The following is an 8398-nucleotide window of genomic DNA, read 5'->3' as shown; positions in this document are numbered from 1 at the left end:
GACTACTATTCCCTTGAAATTGTGAAAAATAACAGTTTACGGATTTTTTTATTGTATTCAATTTAAATGGTGATTGAGCCTAGGATTTTCAATGTCTATGGACCGACAGAAACAACCATCTGGTCAACGGTTGCGGAACTTAGCTCAGAAAAAACAATTCACATGGGCAAACCCATTAGTAATACCGATTGTTATGTTCTGGATGATACTAAGAATAAGCTCCCAATTGGTGTATGGGGTGATTTATACATTGGTGGTGCAGGTGTCGCTAAAGGCTATTGGAATCGGGAAGAGCTAACGCAATCCGTATTTGTAATCATTAACGATGAACTGGTATACAAAACGGGTGATAAAGTAAAATGGGATGCAAATGGTAACCTGGTTTATGGAGGACGGGCAGATAGTCAAATCAAGTTACGCGGCCATCGAATTGAGCTTGGTGACATTGAAGCAGCTATCCTGTCTTGTGTTTCTGTTGCACAAGTTGTTGTCACATTACAAACTATTCAAAATGATCAGGTTTTAGTTGCGTATATGGTCGCCAAAGAAGATGAGCCACTTTCAGTTAGTGTTGATGACTTAAGAATTCGTTTAGAAGATAAACTACCTTCTTATATGATCCCATCTGCTGTAGTTGAGCTGGAAGCCATTCCACTAACGCCTAATAAAAAGGTAGATCGGAAAAAACTGCCCATCCCAAATAAAGAATATGCCAGCTCTAACACACGTTATGTTCCGCCGGCTAATTCATTTGAAGCAGAATTACAGTCCATTTGGCAGGCGGTGATGAAAATGAATAACTTAAGCGTTGTTGAAAGTTTCTTTAGTTTAGGTGGGCATTCTTTGCATATACCGCAAATTGTATCCAACATAAATTCTCTGCATAATGCATCGCTGACTGTTAGAGACTTTATTCTACATTCAACCATTAGGGATTTAGCTGTTTATTTAAATGCTCGCATTACTAGCCAAGAGGATCTGAAGTGAATAATATCAAAGTACCATTATGGATTATTGTATTAATTGTTGCCTTACCGCAACTGAGTGAAACCATTTACACACCTGCGTTGCCAACACTTGCGCAAGGGCTTCACATTGATGATCGCTTGGCGCAATATACCCTAACAACCTATCTCATGGGGTTTGCCTTTGGAGTGCTATTATGGGGCCGATTATCGGATCGCATTGGTAGAAAGCCAGGGCTTTTATGCGGTTTAAGTGTTTATATTGTGGCATCTTTTGCATGTTATCTAAGCACCTCCATCGAGATATTACTTGCCATGCGGTTTTTACAAGCCTTTGGCGCAAGCGTTGGCTCTGTTCTCGGTCAGGCCATTGCTCGTGACGCGATAACACCAGAAGATAGAGGCCGCGCTTTTTCTATTATAAGTATTGCAATGGCATTTGCTCCAGCTCTCGGTCCTGTTATTGGTGGAATTATTACTCAATATACAGAATGGTCATCTGTGTTTTTAGCACTCTGTGTTTTAGCAGGTCTTATCATCATTCAGATCCTGTTGTTTCTTCCCGAAACACATACACAACTTGGCGTAGCTCCTGCAAAAGGCAGCTTGTTCTGGAGCTGTTTGACACAAATGATCCGCGATCCCAGACTTTTAGGCTTTGGCGTGATGGTGGGTGGTGTGAATGGAATCCTCTTTGGTTACTTCGCTGAGTCTCCATTTTTCTTCATCGATTCTTTAGGATTAAATAGTTCAACCTTTGGAATGTTAGCCTTTGGGATTTGTTTGCCGTTAGCCTTGGGTGGAACCATTTCTAAACAATTACATGCTCGAGGCTATAGAGCCGATACCATTATCTGGTATGGTGTTAGCACCATTATTTTGGGGGCTTTATCATTCTATGTGTTAACGGCAACTTCCGTGATTAGTGCTTCCACTCCATTGATTTCTATACCGATTTCTTTAGCTTGTATATGTATTGTCATGAACGGTGTCACCATGATTATTCCTAATTGTTTAAGCCAAGCCTTACAGGATTATGGTTCTTATGCGGGTACAGCAGCCTCAATTTTTGGCTTTTATTATTACCTGCTAATTTCTTTGTTTACGGGACTGATGGCGCTTTTACATGATGGTAGCCTAAAAGCTTTGCCGTTATTTATCCTAATAATATCAGGCATCATGATGTCTGTTTATTACATAGTTATTATGCCTAAGAGCGTTGCGAAAGAAGCGGTATAAAGTGTCATCCCCGGGAAAGCGGGGATCTATCTTATTGCGCAGCCCGCCACTTTGCTAGAGGAATGGATTCCTGCTTTCACAGGAGTGACGGAGCTTGAAAGATATTCCCTCCCATATTTGATGTAGGTGGTGTGTTATGAAAGAACAACTGATGACTATTATGGCAGCAAATGGTGCCGTTTTAATCGTTCCAGGATTAAACTTCACTCTTCTAACACGCTATGCCCTACAAAGCGGCCTCAGTGCCGCAATTCAGTGTACTTTAGGCGTAACGCTTGCAATAGCAGTGCATGTAATATGCTCCATGTTTGGTTCATATCAATTGCTAACTGCAACTCCTAAATTGCTCAAAGCAGTGCAAATTGCAGGCGCATTTTATATTTTTTACTTAGCGACAACTATTTTTGCGCGAGCTCTAAAAAATAAAGCTGTTACAACAGATTACTTAGAAAAAATTGAAAAGCCGCTGGTCCAAGGCTTGATGATTGATTTATTAAATCCCTTTGTAACTATTTTTTACATTAGTCTTTTCGCATCCCTGATGCGTTCAAACACTACTGCAATCGATATGTTTACTTATCTAGGGTTTATTCTGACCATTACCTTTGTTTGGTTTTCATTGGTATCAATTGTCTTTTCTCGTGCTTTCATCAGAGATTATTTTTTAAGAATCAGAAAAGTAGTTGAACTGATTTCTGCGGGTATTCTTTATTACTATGGACAGCAGTTGTTGTTTACCACTTGAACATAAGTTGGATTATCGGTTATAGATGAAACGGAACCACTAGAATATTTTAAGGAAAGTGAAAAAACTTTGTTATAAAGAACATAAAGAGCCTGAAGAAACCTCTTCGTGCCTCATACTGTAAGATTTTATTTTGACTAAATTAATACCCATAAGACAGGATGCAAAGCAAAAAGCGATGGTGCTATTCCCCTATGCTGGGGGATTAGGTTCGTCATTTTATGCTTTTGCTCCCCATATTAGTTCTGAGTATGATCTTTATGTCGTTGAATATCCAGGACGTTGCAACCAGGAATCATCGCTTGCGCCTACTTCTTTTCTTGAACTAAGTTTGGCGATCATGCAACTGTTATCTGATATGAGCCTTCATAGCAAAACACTGTCTTTTTGTGGTGTTAGTATGGGCGGCTACATCGCTTTTCATATTGCAAGACTTATTGAGCATTATTATGGCATTGGGATTGAAAGGCTCATCATGATTTCTGTTTGCAGTGAGAGCAAACTCATGGCATCACTCAATAGTGAGGGCTGGTTGGAATCACTGATTGATGAATATAATGGACTTTTTGAACAAGATTTTTTGGATTATTTAAAAAATTTAATGCAAAAAGATCGGAATATTTTAAAGACCATGCAATTAGGGATGGCTAATCTCACCAAAACTCCGATAAACATAGTTAATTCAACTGAGGATACACGTTGTCATTCTTTGGATACCAAACACTTTTGGCAGAATAAAACAACGCAATCGTTTGACTATCGTACTTATGAAGGAAAACATGTTCCGCGGACTGAACAGTTGGATGAGATATTTAATGCCAATTCAGATCTAAAATTTGAGCACTAAATACTATTTTATCATTCATTGGAATGTATGAGTGTTCCTCCAATAATTTTGCCATGAATTTTTGATGTTTCATCGCATAAAACTTCGCCGTTGCCAGCTTCAAATATGATATCATCTTGAACTTCGGTGTGTTTCTTTTGATGACGAACCATTCACTGTTAAATCGGACATGAGTGTAGATTGGTGAGCGATTAACTTTCCATTGACGAGCATGTTTTTTTCTACAAGAACGTTTTTTCCCAATACCGCTTGCCCATTGATGCAAAGATCCATTTCAATAAAGTAGAGGCAAGCTCAGAGCAATTTGAGGTTTTTTATTAACATCATTAGGTATAAATGCTTCGCGGTGTTACAGGATTAACAATCGAATGCCGGTGAATCATAATTAAAATCAAAAGAAGAAGCAGTACTGATTTCATTCAATATTTATCTAACAACAATCAGGCAGGCAATCGGTTTGTTGTAGCGGAAGTCCCTGTAAATCAAGTCCCAAAGCGGGGCGTAACTGAAACTAACTCATATGAATTGTGCGCAAAGTAATGATCTAATATGGCCTCGTATCGTTGTTTATAACGTTGAATATCTCTCATATTCAATATGTCAATAGGGAGGTTTACATATATAAGAAAAAATGTCATTTGTCATCAACAGATGAAATTTTGTTAACCTGGGAACAGTTCACGATAATGCCTATAGTAATTTTAAATTAATGCTGCCAAAATATGTCAGTATTAATCATAAAGTTAAGGATCAATATTTTGTCCAGAACGCAGCGCCTTCTTGAGCTCATCCAAATACTGCGGCGGCATCGTTACCCTGTCAATGGGAAACAATTGGCGGATGAACTTGGCGTGAGTCTACGAACGCTTTACCGAGATATCACAACCCTTCAGTCCCAAGGTGCTTCAATAGTGGGTGAACCTGGTGTGGGCTATGTCTTACGTCCAGGTTTTATGTTACCTCCCTTAATGTTTTCTGAAGAAGAAATTGAAGCCTTAGTGCTCGGCTCCCGCTGGGTAGCCCGCAGGGCTGATAAGAATTTAAGGCTTGCAGCAACCAATGTCCTGGCCAAAATATCATCAGTCCTTCCTGAAGATCTTCAGTACCAACTTGAGTATTCAGGCTTACTTATTGGCCCTGTTAAAACGGCAATAGAAAATGATGACGAAAAAGAAACCTTAATTCGCAACGCCATACGGAGGGAATATAAGCTTCAAATGACCTATATCGATGTTCAAGGGGATGAATCCCAACGTACCATTTGGCCGCTGGCACTGGGTTATTTTGAGGAGGCGCATGTTATTGTGGCCTGGTGTGAGCTTAGATCCGATTTTCGTCATTTTCGAACCGATAGAATCTCTCAATTAACACAGTGCGAGAAACGCTACCCACAACGCCGTCAAACGCTACTAAAAAAATGGCGTAAGATTCACAATATTCCTGAGCAGTAAATAAACATTCACTACTGACAGAAACTGTCAGTCTATGTCGGTAAACTAGGTTCGATACCATCAATGAAATTTATTCATCATAGGAGAAATCATGATACTCGAACCAAACGTTATCGTACTTTACGTTAATAATCTTGCTAAAAGCAGCCAGTTTTATCAGGATTTACTTGGAATAAAACTGGAAGAAGCCTCACCGACATTTCATTCATTTAAATTCTCAAATGGAATGAGCTTAGGCTTAAAAGCCAAGCATGCTGTTGAACCAGCCTTTGATAAAAATGGGGCAGGTGAATTGGCATTCACATTCGATAATAAAAAAACGGTTGATGAGCTATTTGCAAAATGGCAAGAAAAAGAAATAAGCATACTCGCCGCTCCGGGCACTGTGTCTTATGGCTATACATTTCTTGCGCAAGATCCAGAGGGTAATCGATTGCGAGTTGCCTCATTAGGAAAATCATAATGCCCAACTGGATCGCCGTTGCTTGCAAAGAACACGTTCAAAAAGGCCGGATATCTGGAAATAAACAAAATTGGGGTTATCAACTTCGCTTTGGGCTTATAGCCATAAGTGAGCATGACATGCAACTGATTGCCAAAGCGATACAAATTAAAAACAACAATTAACAGGAGCCATTCAATGTCATTATTACAGCCAACAGTGACATATATTGACAGTTTACAGTAACAGGTTTTTCAGTTCGAACTAAAAACAGCATTGAGTTCGATGAAAAAACAGCGAAGTTGCCAAAATTGTGGCAGAAATTTAATTTAAACAATCCCACAATTGATGAAACTGTTTTTGGAGTTTATTCAGATTATGAATCGGATGCAAATGGTTTTTACACTGTCACTGCTGGCGTTGCCGGCGCAAATGAGATGAAAGAGTTGAACTCTGTAAAAATCAACTCAGGTAACTACCTGATTTTCAAGGATAAGGGCGAACTCCCCAAAGCTATCATTGATGCATGGGAGGCCGTTTGGGATTATTTCAAAGTAAATAGCTTGTATAAACGTTGTTTTATGACAGATTTCGAGACTTATAGCGATGGCGATGAAGTAGCTATTTATATAGGCATTGAATAAATATGTCCATTTTTGCAGGAAAAGCCCCAAACAGGGGCTTAATAATTAGCAAAAATATGAACATATCCATGCGCCTCTACCGCACAAAAATCATTGGTAAAAAGATCACGGGTTAAGATGATAAATAAGCTCTATAAGAACATAAATACTCAAAAAGAGTATCTAATGTGTAACCCTCTTTTTTAGTGCCATTTATAATTAGAGTTAAATACTTATTTAGCCGCAAGTTACAATATTGCATAAAAGCACTGAATATCATAAAGAACTAAGCCAAACATTTTTGAATATTAATGACTTAACAAATTTCCGAATCAATTATTCCACGATGTTTTTTGTTGGTATTTATTAATTCAATTTTCATATATTTTTATAAATTTAAATTTGTTATAAAATTATTGTGCTATTCATTATTATTAAGGTAATCCCCCCATTTTTGAAGCAGAAAAATACCAATGGAAATACTAACAGATTTAAAAGCTATTCTACATTCAAAACGTGCCAATATTTATTACCTAGAAAAATGCCGCATTATGCAAAAGGATGGGCGTGTTTTGTACCTCACCGAGGCAAAAAACGAAAATCAATACTGGAACATACCCATTGCCAACACCACTTGCCTTTTACTTGGAACGGGAACATCTATCACACAGGCAGCAATGCGAATGCTGGCTCAGGCTGGTGTATTGGTTGGCTTCTGTGGCGGAGGCGGTACACCTTTACTGATGGCCAACGAAGTTGAATGGCTCACACCTCAAAGCGAATATAGACCCACAGAGTATATGCAGGGGTGGGTGAAATTCTGGTTTGATGAGCAAAAACGTTTATATGCAGCAAAACAATTTCAACTTTCACGCATAGAATACCTGAGAGTTCACTGGAAAAAAAGCCGAGATTTAGCTGCAGAAGGTTTTAATTCTAACGACTTGCAACAAGAATTATTAAGCTGTGAACTAAAAATCAAGAAAGCAAAAGAAGTTAGTAAATTGATGCAAAATGAAGCGGAATTAACAAAACAGCTATACCGCTACGCAGCAAGCCGAACTCAGTATGGCAAATTTATTCGTGAGCGGGAAGCTATGGATAAGGCCAATATATTTTTAAACCATGGCAATTACCTTGCCTATGGCTTAGCGGCAACAACGCTGTGGGTTCTTGGGATTCCTCACGGCTTTGCTGTTATGCACGGCAAGACACGTCGCGGTGCATTGGTATTTGATGTAGCGGATTTAATCAAGGACGCCCTTATCCTGCCTTGGGCTTTTATCTGCGCCAAGGAAAATAGTAGCGAACAAGAGTTTCGCCAGCAATGTTTACAGGCATTCATCGATCATAAAGCGCTGGACTATATGTTTGAACAGGTAAAAGCTATGGCCTTAAATACAGATTGGGAAAGCGAAAATAGCGAGGAAAGCTTGCTATGATGGTTATTTTTGTTTCCCAGTGCGAGAAAAAAGCGCTTGCTAGAACCCGTCGTGTCTTAGATGCTTTTGCAGACCGTATCGGTGATAAAACTTGGCAAACAGTAATAACCCAAGAAGGATTGTTGGCAGTTAAGAAGTTGTTGCGTAAAACTGCCAGTAAAAATACAGCGGTCTGTTGTCATTGGATTAGAACAAGATCGAAAACCGAGCTGGTTTGGGTTGTAGGTCGGAGGCAAGCTTTTAACCATCTTGGTGTTGTACCTGTTAATTTTACATCAAAGGAAGTCATAATGGATAAATTGCCCATTGAAACTGGTCATTTAATTGCTAACACTAAAGCACAGCTTCTAAGTCATCACCTTTTTTCGGTAGGCTATGTTGCCTACTATTTGTTGGAAAAAATGGGTGTTGATGACTATAAATTGAGACAATCCGCTTTTATATCTGGAATATTGCATGATATTGGAAAAATAGATCCGGCTTTTCAAAGTTGGGTTTGTAAAAAAAACAATAAACTTTCAGAAAATATAGTCCCTGAGGACGGGGTACACATTGATTCACCTAGGCTCAATCACCATTTAAATTGAATACAATAAAAAAATCCGTAAACTGTTATTTTTCACAATTTCAAGGGAATAGTAGTC

At 38.8% G+C, this 8398-nt stretch carries 9 protein-coding genes and 1 pseudogene; all 10 read left to right on the top strand.

Annotated features, from left to right (window positions below):
• The first annotated feature begins 66 nt into the window (after positions 1–66).
• Positions 67–987, top strand: coding sequence for a non-ribosomal peptide synthetase (locus Llon_RS01980; RefSeq protein WP_058528405.1), 921 nt, complete (start codon positions 67–69; stop codon positions 985–987).
• On the top strand, positions 984–2204 hold the full coding sequence (locus Llon_RS01975; protein ID WP_058528404.1) for a multidrug effflux MFS transporter: 1221 nt from the start codon (positions 984–986) through the stop codon (positions 2202–2204). Before Llon_RS01980 ends, Llon_RS01975 begins: the two co-directional genes overlap by 4 nt.
• A gap of 136 nt (positions 2205–2340) precedes the next feature.
• Complete coding sequence (locus Llon_RS01970; protein ID WP_058528403.1) at positions 2341–2949, top strand: LysE family translocator; 609 nt, start codon at positions 2341–2343, stop codon at positions 2947–2949.
• Between the two features lie 133 nt (positions 2950–3082).
• On the top strand, positions 3083–3796 hold the full coding sequence (locus tag Llon_RS01965) for a thioesterase II family protein (protein ID WP_131754674.1): 714 nt from the start codon (positions 3083–3085) through the stop codon (positions 3794–3796).
• 758 nt (positions 3797–4554) lie between these two features.
• Positions 4555–5247: a helix-turn-helix transcriptional regulator gene (locus Llon_RS01960; RefSeq protein WP_058528406.1), complete on the top strand. Its 693-nt coding sequence runs from the start codon at positions 4555–4557 to the stop codon at positions 5245–5247.
• Positions 5248–5338: 91 nt separating this feature from the next.
• Positions 5339–5710: a VOC family protein gene (locus Llon_RS01955; protein ID WP_058528401.1), complete on the top strand. Its 372-nt coding sequence runs from the start codon at positions 5339–5341 to the stop codon at positions 5708–5710.
• Positions 5710–5874: an EVE domain-containing protein gene (locus tag Llon_RS11365; RefSeq protein ID WP_157079300.1), complete on the top strand. Its 165-nt coding sequence runs from the start codon at positions 5710–5712 to the stop codon at positions 5872–5874. Before Llon_RS01955 ends, Llon_RS11365 begins: the two co-directional genes overlap by 1 nt.
• A 63-nt stretch (positions 5875–5937) precedes the next feature.
• Positions 5938–6333: pseudogene (locus tag Llon_RS01950) on the top strand (GyrI-like domain-containing protein); the annotation flags it as partial.
• Positions 6334–6785: 452 nt separating this feature from the next.
• Positions 6786–7754, top strand: a complete 969-nt coding sequence (gene cas1f / locus Llon_RS01945) for a type I-F CRISPR-associated endonuclease Cas1f (RefSeq protein WP_058528399.1) — start codon at positions 6786–6788, stop codon at positions 7752–7754.
• Positions 7751–8341 carry an HD domain-containing protein gene (locus tag Llon_RS01940; RefSeq protein ID WP_058528398.1) on the top strand — a complete coding sequence of 197 codons (591 nt, stop codon included), beginning with the start codon at positions 7751–7753 and terminating at the stop codon, positions 8339–8341. Before cas1f ends, Llon_RS01940 begins: the two co-directional genes overlap by 4 nt.
• Positions 8342–8398 lie beyond the last annotated feature (57 nt).

It is taken from the genome of Legionella londiniensis (assembly GCF_001467825.1).
Taxonomy (GTDB): domain Bacteria; phylum Pseudomonadota; class Gammaproteobacteria; order Legionellales; family Legionellaceae; genus Legionella_A; species Legionella_A londiniensis.
This window is presented reverse-complemented; position numbering and strand designations above follow the sequence as displayed.